Here is a 15,704-nt window from a genome sequence, read left to right as displayed (position 1 = left end):
CTGCCATGAATTAATAGGCAGCCGTTTTTATCTCAATTTTTTAATGATCTTCTATATTGATATTGCTTCCACTGATAACGAATAAAACAACCTACACAGAACCCTAGGTTTGCTGCAAATGTAGCAAATGCGCAACCATAATGGTAAAAACAAACCCAATAAATGGTAAACTGAATGTAAAACCAAACAATGAAAGCCCTAAACATAAAAACGGCAATTGTCTGATAAAACTGGACTTGTGCAACTTTTTCTTGTGGATAGGTTGAGAGCGTTTTTTTATGAAAAGTTTTCCATGTAGAATAGCAGGATTTGCTTTGAGAAACAATCCAAGTATACCAGTGAGAAATGGAATAAATAAAATAGCATGTATCGATGTCAAAAGAGCAATTAGGATTAGGACCGTGTTACTACAATAAACCATTAATTTAATGTTACGAGTGGCTTAGGAATAGTTAAAGATTTTGTGCTCATTTTAATAACCCTAACTTTATCGGAATACTAACACTTTATTCTAAATAGTAAAGAATATTCAATATAAAAGTGAAAAAGAGAAAGGAGAGTATGATGGCAGTTAAAATTACACCTAATGGCGAGAAAGTGATTCTCCAACAAATAGCTAATTTAGAACGAGAATTAAAGCAAGTACGTATAGAAAAAAATAAAGCGTATCATGCTTGCGGTGATGATAAATTAGCTAATCCTAACTTTCATAAATTAGAGCAAGAAGAACGTATAGTAGAGGAACGAATTCGAGACATTCAACATTCATATAAGACTGCTGAAATTATTTACGTTGATGAGCGTAATACGGAAAAAGTTGATATTGGGTCTATTGTAAAGTGTTCGTTTGAGTATACAGAGTTTACGGAAGAAGAAATATATGAAATTGTAGGGTACGGAGAATCTAATTTAGAGGAAAATAAACTTTTCTATGATACACCAGTTGCAATACAGTTAATAGGTTTAAAGATCGGCGATGAAACTATTTTGTCGGTTCCTTCTGGAAAGGTAAAATGTAAAATTTTAAAATTGTATAGCGGATGGGAAGAAGTTGGATCCATTAATTAAGTTATTTATTGGTATAACACACAAAAATGCATGGATAATGAGATAATCCATGCATCTTCATTGTCTATTGGAAATTAGATACGGCCAAACCTTGTGGATAGCTTCTATCTAACTATGTAGTCTATTAAGAGACCTCCAACTATTGCTATGTTAATATCTTTACGAATAAGGGAATACAATTGTTTCATGAAGTAGAAAAATTTTGCAATCAAGATTAAGATAAATAATATGGCATTTTGTTGGAGGGAGAGGCAGACATGGAAAAATATATACTTGCTTTAGACCAGGGAACAACTAGCTCACGAGCAATAATTTTTAATAAACAAGGGGATGTCATGTATACATCCCAGCGTGAATTTACACAGTATTTTCCTAAACCAGGTTGGGTAGAACATAATGCTAATGAAATATGGAGTAGTATCTTATCTGTCATTGCTTCATGCTTTTCGGAATCAGGAATTAGACCTAGCCAAATTGCTGGAATCGGTATTACGAATCAGCGTGAGACAACCGTGGTTTGGGAAAAAGAAACAGGAAAGCCGGTATACAATGCAATAGTTTGGCAATCGAGACAAACCTCTTCTATTTGTGAGGAGTTAAAGCAAGATGGACATGAGGAAACTTTTCGTAAAAAAACGGGCTTATTAATTGACGCTTATTTTTCTGGAACAAAAATAAAATGGATTTTAGATAACGTTGAAGGAGCTAGAGAAAAAGCTGAAAGTGGTAAACTACTGTTTGGGACCATCGATACGTGGCTCATTTGGAAGCTTTCAGGTGGAAAAGCACATGTTACGGATTATTCAAACGCTTCTAGAACATTACTTTATAACATTCACGAGTTAAAATGGGACGAAGAACTTCTTGAGCTATTAACCATTCCTTCTTCTATGCTTCCAGAAGTAAAGTCATCTTCAGAAATATATGCTAAAACAGTTAGTTATCATTTTTTAGGAAATGAAGTACCAATTGCAGGTGCAGCAGGAGATCAACAAGCAGCATTATTTGGGCAAGCATGTTTTGAGGCAGGAATGGCGAAGAATACTTACGGCACTGGCTGTTTTATGCTAATGAACACTGGGGAAAAATCAATCCTATCAGAAAACGGTTTGTTAACAACGATCGCATGGGGACTTAATGGAAAAGTGACATATGCTTTAGAAGGAAGTATTTTTGTAGCTGGATCAGCTGTACAATGGTTGCGTGATGGGTTGAGAATGATAAAAAACCCTCAAGATACAGAAGGTTATGCTGAAAAAGTACAATCAACAGAGGGGGTTTATGTAGTACCAGCGTTTGTTGGATTAGGTACCCCGTATTGGGATAGCGAAGTGAGAGGAGCTGTTTTTGGATTAACAAGAGGTACATCTAAAGAGCACTTTATCCGTGCAACGCTTGAGTCTTTGGCTTATCAAACAAAAGATGTATTGGCAGCAATGGAACAAGACTCTAACATTTCGTTAAAAACATTAAGAGTAGATGGTGGAGCTGTGAAAAATAATTTTTTAACGCAGTTCCAAAGTGATATCTTAAATGTACCGGTGCAAAGACCGGTAATAAATGAAACAACTGCACTAGGATCGGCATACTTAGCTGGCTTGGCGGTTGGTTTTTGGAAAGATATGTCGGAAATAAAATCACAATGGAAAGTGGAAAAATCTTTTGAACCAGAAATGGATGAAGAAGTACAAACGAAGCTTTATGAAGGGTGGAAAAAGGCTGTAAATGCAGCGATGACGTTTAAGTGAATATAATTCTAGTGAAAGATATTGTTCGTTCTTTGAAGAGACCAAACAAAATATACAAGTATATTGCTTGTGTGTTTGTTGTGGTCTTTTTATATATAGTAGGTTGGGGGAGAATTTTGCATGAAATTTTCAAGCTTGAATAGAATCGAACAATTAGCTTATATGGCAAAGGAACGGTTGGATGTCCTAATTATTGGGGGAGGTATTACTGGGTGCGGAATTGCACTTGATGCAACAACGAGAGGAATGAAGACAGGGTTAGTTGAAATGCAAGATTTTGCGGCAGGTACTTCTAGCCGATCGACAAAGTTAGTTCATGGTGGGTTGCGTTATTTAAAACAATTAGAAGTGAAAATGGTTGCAGAAGTAGGGAAAGAACGAGCGATTGTATACGAAAATGGACCACACGTAACAACACCAGAATGGATGCTACTCCCTATTCAAAAAGGTGGTACGTTTGGAAAGTTCTCTACTTCTCTTGGTTTGAAAGTTTATGATTTTCTTGCTGGAGTGAAAAAAGGAGAACGTCGTAGCATGCTAAATGCGAAAGAAACGTATGAAAAAGAGCCACTCTTACGCGAGGAAGGATTAAAAGGGGGCGGCTTTTATGTTGAATACCGAACAGATGATGCAAGGTTAACCATTGAAGTAATGAAGCAGGCAGTTCATAAAGGGGCATTGGCGGCGAACTATGCGAAGGCAGAAAGGCTATTATATGAAAAAGGTAAGGTTGTTGGTGTTACAGTAGTAGATCAATTAACGAATAAAGCTTTTGATATTTTTGCAAAAAAAGTAGTAAATGCCACAGGTCCTTGGGTAGATACGCTGCGTGAGATGGATAAGTCAAAGAAAGGAAAGCACTTGCAATTAACAAAAGGAATACACCTTGTGTTTGATCAACGTGATTTCCCACTGAAACAAGCGATATATTTTGATACACCAGATAAAAGAATGGTATTTGCCATACCGCGTGATGGTAAAACATATGTAGGTACAACTGATACGGTTTATAAGGAAGATATGGTACATCCTCGACTGACGAAATCGGATAAAGAATATGTGGTAAATGCAATAAACTTTATGTTTCCTTCGTTACGTATTAACGAGCAAAACATCGAATCAAGCTGGGCTGGTTTAAGACCATTAATTTATGAAACAGGAAAGTCTGCTTCTGAAATTTCCCGTAAAGATGAAATTTGGGAATCAGAATCAGGATTAATAACAATTGCAGGCGGAAAATTAACCGGATATCGGAAAATGGCCGAAATGGTAGTTGACTTGATAAACAAAAAGTTTAAGAAAGAAGGAAGTGGCAACTTCGGAACGTGTCAAACGAAGAATTTACCTATTTCAGGTGGGGATGTAGGTGGCTCCAAAAACCTAAAATCATTTGTAGAAGAGAAAATAAAAGTCGGTGTAAAACGGGGCTTGGCATATGAACAATCACAAAAACTTGTTAAACTATATGGGTCTAATATTGATCATGTGTTCAAGTACGTAGAGAAGCATAGAGAGGACGCTACGAAAATAGGTTTGCAGTTAGATGTGTACGCGCAAGTTATGTACGGAATAAAACACGAAATGGTTGTCACGCCAAATGATTTCTTTACGAGAAGAACAGGGGCTCTTCTATTCAACATGCAATGGACACAACAATGGAAAGTGAAAGTGTCGGAGCTAATGGCAAAAGAATTAAAGTGGAGTCAAGAACAGTTAGACAAATACCGTAATGAATTAGAATTTTTCATTTATCAAGCTACTTCGGCTATCGATGAAGATGAGCAAGTTGAAAATAATAAGAGAATAGGATAACGATTAGTAAGAGGCTGGTACAAAAGATTGTTAAATTACCTACCTCTCACAATCATTTTCAGCAAAGAAAAAGGCAAAAATGAAGATGGAGAAGTCTCCCACAATCATTTTCGGAAAAGAAGTAGGCAAAAATGAAGATGGAGAGGTCTCTCACAATCATTTTCGGAAAAGAAAAAGGCAAAAATGAAGATGGAGAAGTCTCCCACAATCATTTTCGGAAAAGAAGAAGGCAAAAATGAAGATGGAGAGGTCTCCCACAATCATTTTCAACAAAGAAAAAGGCAAAAATGAAGATGGAGAGGTCTCCCACAATCATTTTAAGCAAAGAAAAAGGCAAAAATGAAGATGGAGAGGTCTCTCACAATCATTTTCAGCAAAGAAAAAGGCAAAAATGATGGTGGAGAGGTTTCCTACAATCATTATCTCAGTCCCACACATAGTTTTGTCCCATCCATTTTTTCCACTATTTCATATACTTCGATTTATAGTATAATAACAAAATAGTCATCATAATGAAGGACATTTCTTCGCAACAGCGAATGTTTTACCTTATCGGAAACCAAGGAGGAATAGACAAATGAATTGGTTGGACAAGTATGAACTTTGGGAAAGTAATACAAACCTAGATGCAGAAATGAAGCAACTATTAGCAGAAATTGCTGATGATAAAGCGAAAGAAGACGCTTTTTATAAAAATTTAGAATTTGGTACGGGTGGCATGCGCGGTGAAATTGGTGCTGGTACGAACCGTATGAATATATATACTGTTAGAAAAGCTTCAGAAGGTCTGGCTCAATACATAAAATCTTTCGGAGAAGAAGCGATGAAGCGTGGGGTTGCAATTGCTTATGATTGCCGTCACAAATCGCCTGAATTTTCCATGGAAGCAGCAAAAACACTTGCTAGCCATGGTATTCAAACATATGTATTTGAAAGTTTAAGACCAACACCTGTGTTATCGTTTGCGGTTAGACATTTAAATGCGTTCTCAGGTATTGTAGTCACAGCAAGTCATAATCCACCTGAATATAATGGCTATAAAGTGTATGGTCCAGATGGTGGTCAGTTACCACCTGCAGAAGCAGATAAAGTGATTGATGAAGTAGAAAAAGTGGAAAATGAACTGTTAATCCAGGTTGCTTCAGAAGAGGAATTAACGGAAAAAGGCTTAATCAAAATGATTTCTAATGAAGTGGATGAAGCTTACTTGGATCAGTTAGTGACGATTTCGGTTCACCCTGAATTAGCTGAAGAAATTGGTAACGATGTAAAAGTTGTATTTACACCATTACACGGTACAGCGAATCACCCTGTGCGTGATGGTTTGGCGGCACTTGGTTATACAAATGTTTCGGTTGTAGCAGAGCAAGAAAAGCCAGATCCTAACTTTTCAACTGTTGCTTATCCAAATCCAGAAGAAGCAGCTGCTTTTGAATTAGCTATCCGTGACGGCAAGGCGATGGATGCAGATATATTAATTGCGACAGACCCAGATGCCGATCGATTAGGAATTGCTGTGAAAAATAAAGAAGGCGAATACGAAATTTTAACTGGTAACCAAACAGGAGCCCTTTTCTTATATTATTTATTAGCAGAAAAGAAAGCACTAGGCCAATTACCTTCCAATGGCGTTGTGTTGAAAACAATCGTGACGTCTGAATTTGGTCGTGTTATTGCGGACAGCTTTGGTGTGGCAACAGTTGATACATTAACAGGATTTAAATTTATTGGGGAAAAGATTAAAGAATACGAACAAACTGGCCAGTATTCCTTCCTATTCGGCTATGAAGAAAGCTACGGTTCGTTAATTGCTGATTTTGCTCGTGATAAAGATGCTGTTCAAGCTGCTGTTATGGCTGTTGAAATTTGTGCATTTTATAAAAAGCAAGGAAAAACAATGTATGAAGCATTGTTAAGCTTATATGAGCAATATGGATATTATGTGGAAGGCTTAAACTCTTTAACGTTAAAAGGAAAAGACGGGGCTGAGCAAATTGCTGGGTTACTACAAAGTTTCCGCAACGATCCACCAAAGGAAATTGCAGGTTTGAAAGTGGAAGTTACAGAAGACTATGTGAAACAAGAGAAAGGTACCTTTTCTACAGGTACAAAAGAAGCCATTCATTTACCGAAGTCAAACGTAATAAAATATTTCCTAGAAGACGGATCATGGGTTTGCGTACGCCCATCCGGTACAGAACCGAAAGTAAAATTTTACTTCGGTATTAAATCAGACTCATTAGAAGCAAGTCAAAATAAACTAGAAGAAATCTCTTCAGACTTTATGGAGACTGTAAATAGTTTAGTGACTGCATAATTAAATATATAAAACGAGATAAACCAGTAAACACAACCAAAAGTTGTCGCTACTGGTTTTTTTATATTAGGAAAAAATTAACAGGTGCCTGGCACCTTTATACATCTAAAGTCGTAGAAAACTTGTCGACTTTATACTAACGAACTTTCTGCTTTAGCTTGGTATAATGGTAAAAAAGAAGATTTTAACAAAGGGGAGATCTGCTTGGCTTCAGAAGGTAGTCAGCAAATTAGAGAGTTACTTGCGATAAAGGCAATTGCAGAAGCGTTAAATAAAGGTACGGAAATGACTTGTATGTTGCATGAAGTGCTAGAAAAGTTACTTGATGCAATCGACTTAAAGACTGGCTGGATTTTTCTTATTGACGATAAAGGTAAATATGAACTTGCTGCGAGTTATGAACTGCCTGAGGGACTTAGTAAAGATAACAAAGAGCCCATGTGTGTTGGAGAGTGCTGGTGTGTGAATCAATACAATGATGGCAGGCTAAAAAAAGCCTCTAATATATTTGGGTGTAAGCGATTGGAGGACGCTGTGAAATTCAACTGGGGTGACACGAACAATATTTCTCACCATGCAACCGTACCTATTATGGCAGGTGATGAGAAATTTGGTTTATTAAATGTGGCTTCTCCTAATAAGAAGGAATTCACAGAAAAAGAGTTAGCCTTATTAGAATCTGTTTCTTTTCAGATAGGAACAGCCATTAAACGGTTAAAATTGTCTGAGCAAGAGCAAGCAATGTCTGTAATTGCTGAAAGAAATAGGCTAGCGAGAGACTTACACGATTCCGTTAACCAACTGCTATTTTCTCTCATGCTAACAGTTCGTGGAACAAAAGAAATGACCGATGACCCTGAAATAAAGCAAATGTTAGAGTACATGCAAGAGCTGTCACAAGAAGCACTTCAAGAAATGAGAGCATTAATTTGGCAACTTCGTCCGCAAGGATTAGAAAATGGTTTAGTTAGTGCACTTTTAAATTATGGAAAAGTGCTTAATTTACAAGTTGAGGTTGATGTGAAAGGTACAAAAGAACTTCCAAATGATATGGAAGAATGTATTTGGCGCATTGGTCAAGAAGCGTTAAACAATTGTAAAAAATACGCTAGTTCTAAGAACGTTTATATAAATATAGAAAAGTTTGAGGATAAAGTGTTAATTATAATCAAGGACAACGGAGTAGGTTTTGATTATGAGGTAGCAAAACAATTACCTTCACTTGGACTTTCTAGTATGAAAGAAAGAGTAGCGTCTCTTTCTGGCACTTTGGAGGTTAATAGCTCAATCGGAGCTGGAACAACGATACATGTAGAAATTCCTTTTAAAGGAGAGAGTGTAAAATGATTAAAGTACTTATTGCGGATGATCACCATGTAGTCAGAAGAGGTCTCTTATTTTTCCTAAAGACGCAAAAAAACATAGAAGTAGTTGGGGAAGCAACAAATGGTTTAGAAGCCGTTCAATTAGCATCACAACTACAACCAGATGTAATCTTGATGGATTTAGTGATGCCGGTATTAGACGGGGTAGAGGCTACTAAACAAATCGTTGCAAAATTCCCGAAAATAAAAATATTGATATTAACAAGCTTTGCCGATCAAGACCACGTTATACCCGCAATTAAAGCTGGAGCTGCAGGTTATCAGTTAAAGGATATTGAACCTGACGAGCTGAGTAAATCAATTCAAGCCGTTTTTGAAGGGAAAAGTCAGCTCCACCCACAAGTTACTTCTCATGTCATGAATCATTTAACTAGCGGAAATGATGAAGAAGCAAAACGATTGAAAGAGTTGACGAAGCGAGAACTAGAAGTGTTAAAGGAAATTGCGAAAGGAAAAAGCAATAAAGAGATAGCTGCTTCCCTTTACATTACGGAAAAGACAGTTAAAACCCATGTTTCCAACATCCTGTCTAAACTAGAATGCGCAGACCGCACACAAGCAGCTTTATTTGCAGTAAAACAAAAAATCTAAGACTATAGAATGAGAAAAATTCACACCATTCCTACGATTTAAAAGGACAACAAAAAATGTAAACTATAATTAACAATAAAAGGAGTGGTTTTGATGAATATTGTAGTGATAAATGGAAGTCCTAGAAAATCAGGGAGAACGAGAATAGCAACAACCTTTATAAAAGAAAAATTCAGAGCAAAAGTTATCGATTTAAGTGAAGAAAGTATTCCTTTATATAATGGTGAAGAGTATCAAAATGTGTTGGGAAATATTTTATCACTTCGTAAAACAATTAAAGAAGCAGATGCAGTTGTTATGGCATCCCCTGAGTACCATAGTGGAATGAGCGGTGCATTAAAAAATGCTTTAGACTTTTTAGGAAGCGACCAATTCAAACATAAGCCAGTAGCGTTACTAGCAGTTGCTGGTGGAGGAAAAGGTGGAATAAACGCTCTAAACAATATGCGTACAGTTGGTAGAGGGGTATATGCAAATGTTATTCCAAAACAACTCGTGTTAGACCCACATTGCTTTGACAGAGAAGCTTATACCATTAAAGAAGACAGTCAACACTTAGTTGAAGGGTTAATGGAGGAGTTATTAATGTATGCCAAGGTGTATCAGCAGTTTTAAAAAGGGAATTAAGAACGCCTGGCACTTATGTTGTCAGGTGCTTTTTAATGTTTAGGTAACGTAAAAAAGAGAAGGCGCAAAAGCCTTCTCTAATTTTTCTTATTGTAAACTAACGTACTCCTGATGTGTTTCCTCATGGTTTGGCAAGTTAATCTGTATTGCATGGTCAATATAGCGTAGCAACTGGTATAAGTTTCGCTCAATGACCTGGTAGTCTTTGGAGAAGTTGTACGAATGTAAAAATTGTTCAATATGCTTAGATAGAAAATCATCTTTTGTACGAACCATCAAAATCAATAGGTTATCCCATTGCGATCGATGTGTGTAATATAAAGCGCGATCATAGTCAATAGTGTTCATCGTATTGCCTCCTCTGTGAAGGAGTTAAAAATATTTTGCGCCATTTTCACTAAATAGTTCGTTGTAAATGTTGGTCAATTCTCCAAGTCATTTTTTGAAATAGTTAGGGAAAACTTACGGTATGAAGAAGAAAATGAAATTAAAGTTATGCTTGATAATTATGGTGTTACTATGTTCTGGATTTGAAAAAGAAATTGTAAACCCTCTTCAAATATATACGTTTGAAAGAATGCAAACAGACTTAATAAAATTAAATAAGCGATATAACAACGAGCTTGTCACAGTTGTAATTGGTAGAAGTCATTTCGGGAAACCGATTTATGCAACAAAATTAGGCAATGGCCACCAGAGTATTATCATATTAGGAGGTCATCATGGTCGCGAATGGTTAACAAGTACATTAACGATGAAAATGTTAGAAGAGTATGCAAAAAAATATAAGTCAAAAGCTACGATAAAAGGATATTCAACAGATATTTTAGATCATGTATCCATATGGTTTGTTCCAATGGTAAACCCTGATGGCATTTCCATCCAACAAGAAGGCATCAAACAACTTTCTAAGAAAAAACAAAAGCAACTAATCATCATGAATGGTGGTAAGAATGATTTCACTAGGTGGAAAGCAAATGGGGTTGGTATTGATCTGAATCGTCAATACCCGGCTGGATGGAAAGATATTAAAGGTTCTATTAGTAAGCCTTATTACCAATTGTATAAAGGTAAGAGACCATTAGAAGCGGAAGAGGTTAGGTCATTAGTAAAGTTCACAAGGAAAATAAAACCTTTAGCTGCTTTATCTTATCATTCATCAGGTAGAGTATTGTATTGGGAATTTCGTGAAAAAGGTACCGAACTAGAACGCAATCGAAGGATAGCTGAAAAAATATCTGATATAACAGGTTATAAACTTGATACTCCAGAAGAGAATGCAGTTGGAGGTGGTTATACAGACTGGTTTAGTCGTGAATTTAAAAGGCCAGCTTTTACACCTGAAATTTCTTATTATGTAAAAGATAATAGTCCTCCAACGACAGTTTTTGATGAAGAGTGGGGCAGAAATAAAGCTGTTGGATTGTTTTTGGCAATGGAGGCAAAAAAAATATATTTAGATAAAAGAAAAACTAAAGATGAAGGTTAGAGGTAATGGGTTACACGTGAGAGGTTTTCGGGTAGAGGAAATATAATAATATAGAATGAAGCGGAATGCCTCTGTAGCTCCTTTAGCAAATCACTTTTTTGTAAATTACCAATAAAAGTGCTTACAATTTTAAAGGAAAGAAAAGATTCTTAATGGAAGAAAAGAATGGCCCAAAAACCATTGACAAACTGTTTTTATCCCATGTAGAGTAGTAGTTGTGACAATTAGATAACCTTCGTTAGGTGAGGCTCCTGTGTAGGAGATACGCTACTGCCCAGAAACGTCCAAAGACGCCAATGGGTCAACAGAAACTATCGACATAAGGTGGTTTTTAATGTAGCTGGGTAACCCTATGCCACACAGTGCTAAAGCTCTACGAATGGGGGAGTTTATTTCGTATACGTACTTCTACGTCTTTACGTTTATTAACACCTTCATTCCACTTAGCGATGAAGGTGTTTTTTACTGGAGTGTTACAAGTGCCTGGCACCTGTAATATTTCTGAAATATTTCCCGGAGGTGATTATGAAAATGGATAATGGTCCTAGTCCGAGGACAAAACATATAGTAGATGGAGTAGAAGAGCGTTACTGTTTTCATATTCAGCTCTTCCTAGATAGTATAGGTAACTGAATAAGTTAACAAACAACATGTAATAACTACGCTCTCACACTTCCCTTCTACTCACAGATTTGGGAGGGTTGAGAAATGTTAAAGAACTTAACAGAGGATCAAATTATCCTCAATATTATTAAATGTTTGAAAGAAGCAAAACGAAAAGAATTTCAAGATATATTAGAGGAATTACAACCGTACGATACAGCTATTATTTATCAACAATTGCCTGATAAACATCGCACTCGTTTTTTAACTTATTTAACAATTGATCAGTTAACTGCACTTATACAAGAATTGCCTCAAGATAATCAGCTTGAATTGTTTCAAAAAATCGGAGTAGATAAATCTGCGAAAGTAATGGACTTAATGGATAATGATGATCTTGCTTCGCTTTTTGAAGAATTAGAACCAGAAATTAAAGACGCATTCTTATCCAAAATGAACAAAGCGGAATCTACAGCCGTTCAAGATTTAATGAAGTACGAGCCAGAAACAGCGGGTCGTATGATGACAAATCGTTTCGTATGGATTCCAAAAACATACACGGTTCGTGAAGTTGTAGATAAGCTAAGAACATACGCAGAAATTGCGGAAACTATCAACTACTTATACGTAATTAACGATGAAAAACAACTAGTAGGGGTTGTATCTTATCGAGACCTTATTTTAGCGGATGCTACTGTGAAAATCGAAGACATCATGTTTAGTCGTGTTATTTCTGTAAGGGTAGATCAAGACCAAGAGGAAGTGGCACGCATCATTGAAAGATATGACTTTTTAGCTGTACCTGTAATTGAAGAAGATGGCACTTTAGCTGGTATTGTAACAGTCGATGACGTTCTAGACGTAGTTATTCGTGAAGCAACGGAAGATATTGAAAAACTATCTGCTTCCGGTAAAGATATTGACTTTGATACAAAAGCAGTTGTAGCGGCAAGACGTCGCTTACCTTGGCTAATTTTGCTTTTATTCATTGGACTTATATCTGGTAGTATTATCAGTGGATTTGAAGAAACTTTAGGCCAATTTGTTGCCCTAGCATATTTCATGCCGATGATTGCTGGGATGACTGGTAATACTGGTACGCAATCTTTAGCAGTTGTTGTACGTGGTTTAATTACACGCGAAATTGATAAAGATATTGTAACGAGACTTGTTCTTCGTGAATTAGGAGTAGGTCTAATAATAGGGGTTGTGTGTGGAGCACTTATTTCCATCATAGCCTTTGTGTGGCAAACAGATGAGCCAATGTTAGGTGTAGTCGTTGGATTATCTCTTTTCATAACATTGATCATTGGCACACTAGCAGGAACAATCATTCCACTTATTCTTTATAAGTTAAAAATTGACCCAGCGATTGCCTCTGGTCCACTAATTACAACATTAAACGATATTCTTTCTCTATTTATTTACTTTGGAATCGCAACAGTATTTTTAATTAACATGGGATTATAAATAAGAAGCCGATGACTAAAAAAGTCATCGGCTTCTTTAATGGGAAACAACAGCTTTTCTTTGAAAGAATTTAATAAAGACAAATGAATTTACAGCTAGAGTATAAACGATTAATACAATGAACCCTGCCTCATCCCAATTTACCATCTTAAAAACTAAACTCGTCATCGTCGTAATATAGAGCAATCCAAGTAATACTTGAATCATACGGCTCTTAACGAAACTAGTGGCTTTTGCTCCGAGTGGTGCTCCGATAACTGCACCGGCTATAAGTAAAATCCCAATACTAAAGTTCATTGGATTTTGTACCGCAAAGGTCGTAAATCCAGCTGAAACGATAAAGATGATGCTAGCTAGACTCGTTGCAACAGCGTGTTTCGACTCAAAACGTAAGAAGGCAATAAGTAATGGTACTAGAATAAATCCACCGCCAACTCCTAAGGCTGTTGATAAAAATCCGGCAAAGAAACCAATGCAAATTAGTAAAAAGATTGGTGTACCTTGTTTCTCCTGATTCTGTGCATCCATACTAACATACGACTTCTCTTTGCTTAACATCTTAAAAGCAAAATAACTTAATAGCAGTAAATATAGAGCAGGAATAACTACCGTATCTAATGCAACATGTTCTAGCCATTTTACGAAAGGATAAGCAACTTGTGTCGCTATAACCCCACTTGAAGCAAGTATTGCAACTTCCTTCCAACGGATATTCTTCATTTTATAATGAGCGTAAACTCCAGCAAGTGAAGTTCCGATTGAAAACATAAGACTAGTTGCAATTGCCTCTAAAGGGCTGTATCCAAATAACATTAAAAAAGGAGTTAAAATAAACCCTCCACCAATTCCAAAAAAGCCAGATAAAATACTGATACAAAAACCAATAACAATAAAAATTAAGTATTCCACAATGTGCACCTCAATTCCTTATTAAAAGTATATCACCAAACAAGCCTACATTATTATAAAGTTTAACAAAGAAGAAAATCATCATCTTCCACACTTGTTCATACATTGAGATAAGAGGAAAGGGGAGGGTTACTTTGAGAAAAGAGGACGAAAAAGCGCTCTTTTATGCTATTGATGAGATAACAGAGATCGCCAAAGGATTTGGGCTAGACTTTTATCCGATGCGTTACGAAATTTGTCCAGCAGATATTATATACACGTTTGGAGCTTATGGCATGCCAACACGCTTTTCCCACTGGAGCTTTGGAAAACAATTTAATAAAATGAAACTTCACTATGATTTAGGTTTAAGTAAAATATACGAACTCGTTATTAACTCCAACCCTTGTTACGCATTTTTACTTGATACGAATACCATCATTCAAAATAAACTTATAGTTGCACATGTTCTCGCACACTGTGACTTCTTTAAAAATAACTGTCGTTTCCAAAACACGAAGCGAGAAATGGTGGAAAGCATGGCAGCTACCGCCGAGCGTGTGAAATATTATGAACAGGAACATGGAAAACGTGAAGTAGAATCCTTTTTAGATGCAGTGTTAGCCATTCAAGAACATATCGATCCATCCCTTGTGAGACCGAAACTAGCATGGAGCCTAGAGGACCAAGAGGAAGAAACAGAAATGAAAAAACAATCGTCCTATGGTGATTTGTGGTTACTCGATGACAGAAACAAACCAAAAGCTGTACCGAAAAAAACAAAAAAGAAGTTCCCACCTCAACCGGAAAAAGATATTTTATTATTTATTGAACAATATAGCCGTGAATTGGAAGAATGGCAACGGGATATTTTAACGATGATGCGAGAAGAAATGCTCTACTTCTGGCCTCAACTAGAAACCAAAATCATGAACGAAGGCTGGGCTTCCTTCTGGCACCAACGCATCTTAAGAGAAATGGACCTAACAAGCGACGAAGCAATCGAATTCGCAAAATTAAACGCAGGTGTTGTGCAACCGTCCAAAACAAGCATAAACCCATATTATCTCGGTCTGAAAATCTTCGAAGACATCGAAGAACGCTTCAACAATCCAACCGAACAAATGAAAAAAGACGGCGTGGTACCTGGGTCGGGTCGTGAAAAAATGTTTGAAGTTCGTGAAATTGAATCCGACATTTCTTTTATCCGTAATTACTTAACAAAAGACCTAGTGATGAGAGAAGATATGTACCTTTTCCAAAAACAAGGCAAAGACTACAAAATTGTCGATAAGCAATGGACACAAGTCCGCGATCAACTTATCAACATGCGAGTAAACGGTGGTTTCCCATACATCACAGTAAATGATGGAGACTACATGAAAGCAGGAGAACTGTATTTGAAACATTGGTATGAAGGTGTAGAACTTGATCTGAAATATTTAGAGAAAGTATTACCTTACATTTATCAATTATGGGGTCGTCCAGTTCATATGGAATCCGTTATTGAAACGAAGAACGTGTTGTTTACGTATGATGGGAAGACGGTGCAGAGGAAGTATATTTAAGAGTGAAGAAGCTACTTAACGGTGGCTTCTTTTTATACTCACAATGATATAAATTTTGAAATTAATCGAGAAATGTTAGAATAATTAGTATTATAATTATGTAAATATTGTAAAATGAAGATAAGCTGTACTAAATTA

The 15,704-nt window shown here is 36.5% G+C and carries 13 protein-coding genes, 1 pseudogene and 1 riboswitch; of the genes and pseudogenes, 10 read left to right on the top strand and 4 right to left on the bottom strand.

Features of this window, described 5'->3' with window-relative positions; translation table 11 throughout:
- Positions 1-32 precede the first annotated feature (32 nt).
- Together CDZ89_RS20570 and CDZ89_RS20565 are read right to left on the bottom strand one after the other, a co-directional pair.
- Positions 33-326, bottom strand: a complete 294-nt coding sequence (locus CDZ89_RS20570) for a DUF4395 family protein (RefSeq protein WP_369679961.1) — start codon at positions 324-326, stop codon at positions 33-35.
- A 20-nt stretch (positions 327-346) separates the two neighbouring features.
- Positions 347-421, bottom strand: a pseudogene (locus CDZ89_RS20565) (hypothetical protein); the annotation flags it as partial.
- A gap of 140 nt (positions 422-561) precedes the next feature.
- On the opposite strand from CDZ89_RS20565, the gene CDZ89_RS15905 reads away from it, so the two are divergent.
- The 7 genes from CDZ89_RS15905 (at position 562) to CDZ89_RS15875 (ending at position 9,536) form a co-directional block, all read left to right on the top strand.
- Positions 562-1,068, top strand: a complete 507-nt coding sequence (locus CDZ89_RS15905) for a GreA/GreB family elongation factor (protein ID WP_100333987.1) — start codon at positions 562-564, stop codon at positions 1,066-1,068.
- Between the two features lie 257 nt (positions 1,069-1,325).
- Positions 1,326-2,816, top strand: a complete 1,491-nt coding sequence (glpK, locus tag CDZ89_RS15900; protein WP_096155413.1) for a glycerol kinase GlpK — start codon at positions 1,326-1,328, stop codon at positions 2,814-2,816.
- Between the two features lie 120 nt (positions 2,817-2,936).
- Complete coding sequence (locus tag CDZ89_RS15895; protein WP_100333986.1) at positions 2,937-4,628, top strand: glycerol-3-phosphate dehydrogenase/oxidase; 1,692 nt, start codon at positions 2,937-2,939, stop codon at positions 4,626-4,628.
- 577 nt (positions 4,629-5,205) lie between these two features.
- A complete protein-coding gene (locus CDZ89_RS15890; protein ID WP_100333985.1) occupies positions 5,206-6,945 on the top strand; it encodes a phospho-sugar mutase in 1,740 nt (579 codons plus the stop codon).
- Between the two features lie 204 nt (positions 6,946-7,149).
- Positions 7,150-8,292, top strand: coding sequence for a GAF domain-containing sensor histidine kinase (locus tag CDZ89_RS15885; protein ID WP_319830043.1), 1,143 nt, complete (start codon positions 7,150-7,152; stop codon positions 8,290-8,292).
- Positions 8,289-8,921 (top strand): response regulator, encoded by a 633-nt coding sequence (locus CDZ89_RS15880; protein WP_100333984.1) that lies wholly within the window; start codon positions 8,289-8,291, stop codon positions 8,919-8,921. Before CDZ89_RS15885 ends, CDZ89_RS15880 begins: the two co-directional genes overlap by 4 nt.
- 93 nt (positions 8,922-9,014) lie before the next feature.
- Positions 9,015-9,536: an NADPH-dependent FMN reductase gene (locus tag CDZ89_RS15875; protein ID WP_096155409.1), complete on the top strand. Its 522-nt coding sequence runs from the start codon at positions 9,015-9,017 to the stop codon at positions 9,534-9,536.
- Positions 9,537-9,635: 99 nt separating this feature from the next.
- On the opposite strand, the gene CDZ89_RS15870 is transcribed toward CDZ89_RS15875, so the two are convergent.
- Positions 9,636-9,896, bottom strand: a complete 261-nt coding sequence (locus CDZ89_RS15870) for a YhdB family protein (RefSeq protein ID WP_096155408.1) — start codon at positions 9,894-9,896, stop codon at positions 9,636-9,638.
- Between the two features lie 121 nt (positions 9,897-10,017).
- Between CDZ89_RS15870 and CDZ89_RS15865 the strand changes: the two genes are divergently transcribed.
- Both CDZ89_RS15865 and mgtE read left to right on the top strand, forming a co-directional pair.
- Positions 10,018-11,037: a M14 family zinc carboxypeptidase gene (locus CDZ89_RS15865; protein ID WP_096155407.1), complete on the top strand. Its 1,020-nt coding sequence runs from the start codon at positions 10,018-10,020 to the stop codon at positions 11,035-11,037.
- A gap of 227 nt (positions 11,038-11,264) precedes the next feature.
- A riboswitch (M-box (ykoK) riboswitch) is annotated at positions 11,265-11,428 on the top strand.
- A gap of 317 nt (positions 11,429-11,745) precedes the next feature.
- A complete protein-coding gene (mgtE, locus tag CDZ89_RS15860; RefSeq protein WP_100333983.1) occupies positions 11,746-13,110 on the top strand; it encodes a magnesium transporter in 1,365 nt (454 codons plus the stop codon).
- 36 nt (positions 13,111-13,146) lie between these two features.
- Here mgtE and CDZ89_RS15855 read toward each other — a convergent pair whose 3' ends face one another.
- Positions 13,147-14,019, bottom strand: a complete 873-nt coding sequence (locus CDZ89_RS15855; RefSeq protein ID WP_096155405.1) for a sulfite exporter TauE/SafE family protein — start codon at positions 14,017-14,019, stop codon at positions 13,147-13,149.
- Positions 14,020-14,153: 134 nt separating this feature from the next.
- Between CDZ89_RS15855 and CDZ89_RS15850 the strand changes: the two genes are divergently transcribed.
- On the top strand, positions 14,154-15,566 hold the full coding sequence (locus CDZ89_RS15850) for a SpoVR family protein (RefSeq protein ID WP_100333982.1): 1,413 nt from the start codon (positions 14,154-14,156) through the stop codon (positions 15,564-15,566).
- Positions 15,567-15,704 lie beyond the last annotated feature (138 nt).

The organism is Bacillus alkalisoli, from assembly GCF_002797415.1.
In the GTDB taxonomy this organism is placed as follows: Bacteria; Bacillota; Bacilli; order Bacillales; family Bacillaceae_I; genus Bacillus_CD; species Bacillus_CD alkalisoli.
Note: the sequence above shows the minus strand (reverse complement) of the source record. Positions and strands in the feature narration are given on the sequence as shown.

Coding starts and splice junctions, on each gene's coding strand:
- CDZ89_RS15905 (WP_100333987.1), top strand. CDS start 562: ATGATGGCAGTTAAAATTACACCTAATGGCGAGAAAGTGATTCTCCAA.
- glpK (WP_096155413.1), top strand. CDS start 1,326: ATGGAAAAATATATACTTGCTTTAGACCAGGGAACAACTAGCTCACGA.
- CDZ89_RS15895 (WP_100333986.1), top strand. CDS start 2,937: ATGAAATTTTCAAGCTTGAATAGAATCGAACAATTAGCTTATATGGCA.
- CDZ89_RS15890 (WP_100333985.1), top strand. CDS start 5,206: ATGAATTGGTTGGACAAGTATGAACTTTGGGAAAGTAATACAAACCTA.
- CDZ89_RS15880 (WP_100333984.1), top strand. CDS start 8,289: ATGATTAAAGTACTTATTGCGGATGATCACCATGTAGTCAGAAGAGGT.
- CDZ89_RS15875 (WP_096155409.1), top strand. CDS start 9,015: ATGAATATTGTAGTGATAAATGGAAGTCCTAGAAAATCAGGGAGAACG.
- CDZ89_RS15870 (WP_096155408.1), bottom strand. CDS start 9,896: ATGAACACTATTGACTATGATCGCGCTTTATATTACACACATCGATCG.
- CDZ89_RS15865 (WP_096155407.1), top strand. CDS start 10,018: ATGAAGAAGAAAATGAAATTAAAGTTATGCTTGATAATTATGGTGTTA.
- mgtE (WP_100333983.1), top strand. CDS start 11,746: ATGTTAAAGAACTTAACAGAGGATCAAATTATCCTCAATATTATTAAA.